Origin of the sequence: Clostridium boliviensis (assembly GCF_033342255.1) — a bacterium.
In the GTDB taxonomy this organism is placed as follows: domain Bacteria; phylum Bacillota; class Clostridia; order Lachnospirales; family Lachnospiraceae; genus Lacrimispora; species Lacrimispora boliviensis.
Genome location: NZ_JAWONS010000045.1, coordinates 1 through 1,349, shown reverse-complemented (window position 1 = coordinate 1,349; position 1,349 = coordinate 1). Strand labels below are relative to the sequence as shown.

Genomic DNA, 1,349 nt, shown 5'->3' with positions numbered 1-1,349 from the left:
GGGGGATCCGGCGCGCCTAGGCCTTGACGGCCTTCACTCAATTCGCCCTATAGTGAGTCGTATTACGTCGCGCTCACTGGCCGTCGTTTTACAACGTCGTGACTGGGAAAACCCTGGCGTTACCCAACTTAATCGCCTTGCAGCACATCCCCCTTTCGCCAGCTGGCGTAATAGCGAAGAGGCCCGCACCGAAACGCCCTTCCCAACAGTTGCGCAGCCTGAATGGCGAATGGGAGCGCCCTGTAGCGGCCACTCAACCCTATCTCGGTCTATTCTTTTGATTTATAAGGGATTTTGCCGATTTCGGCCTATTGGTTAAAAAATGAGCTGATTTAACAAAAATTTAACGCGAATTTTAACAAAATATTAACGCTTACAATTTAGGTGGCACTTTTCGGGGAAATGTGCGCGGAACCCCTATTTGTTTATTTTTCTAAATACATTCAAATATGTATCCGCTCATGAGACAATAACCCTGATAAATGCTTCAATAATATTGAAAAAGGAAGAGTATGCGTAGCCGTAATTGGAGCCGTACCCTGACCGAACGTAGCGGCGGTAATGGTGCGGTGGCGGTGTTTATGGCGTGCTATGATTGCTTTTTTGGCGTGCAGAGCATGCCGCGTGCGAGCAAACAGCAGGCGCGTTATGCGGTGGGCCGTTGCCTGATGCTGTGGAGCAGCAACGATGTGACCCAGCAGGGCAGCCGTCCGAAAACCAAACTGAACATTATGCGTGAAGCGGTGATTGCGGAAGTGAGCACCCAGCTGTCTGAAGTGGTGGGCGTGATTGAACGTCATCTGGAACCGACCCTGCTGGCCGTGCATCTGTATGGCAGCGCGGTGGATGGCGGCCTGAAACCGCATAGCGATATTGATCTGCTGGTGACCGTGACCGTGCGTCTGGATGAAACCACCCGTCGTGCGCTGATTAACGATCTGCTGGAAACCAGCGCGAGCCCGGGTGAAAGCGAAATTCTGCGTGCGGTGGAAGTGACCATCGTGGTGCATGATGACATTATTCCGTGGCGTTATCCGCGAAACGTGAGCTGCAGTTTGGCGAATGGCAGCGTAACGATATTCTGGCCGGCATTTTTGAACCGGCGACCATTGATATCGATCTGGCCATTCTGCTGACCAAAGCGCGTGAACATAGCGTGGCGCTGGTTGGTCCGGCAGCGGAAGAACTGTTTGATCCGGTGCCGGAACAGGACCTGTTTGAAGCGCTGAACGAAACCCTGACCCTGTGGAACAGCCCGCCGGATTGGGCGGGTGATGAACGCAACGTGGTGCTGACCCTGAGCCGTATTTGGTATAGCGCGGTGACCGGCAAAATTGCGCCGAAAGATG

General features: G+C 53.2%; 1 pseudogene. It reads left to right on the top strand.

Going from position 1 to position 1,349, the window contains the following annotated elements:
- Positions 1 to 731: 731 nt before the first annotated feature.
- Positions 732 to 1,349, top strand: a pseudogene (locus tag RZO55_RS26070) (AadA family aminoglycoside 3''-O-nucleotidyltransferase); the annotation flags it as partial.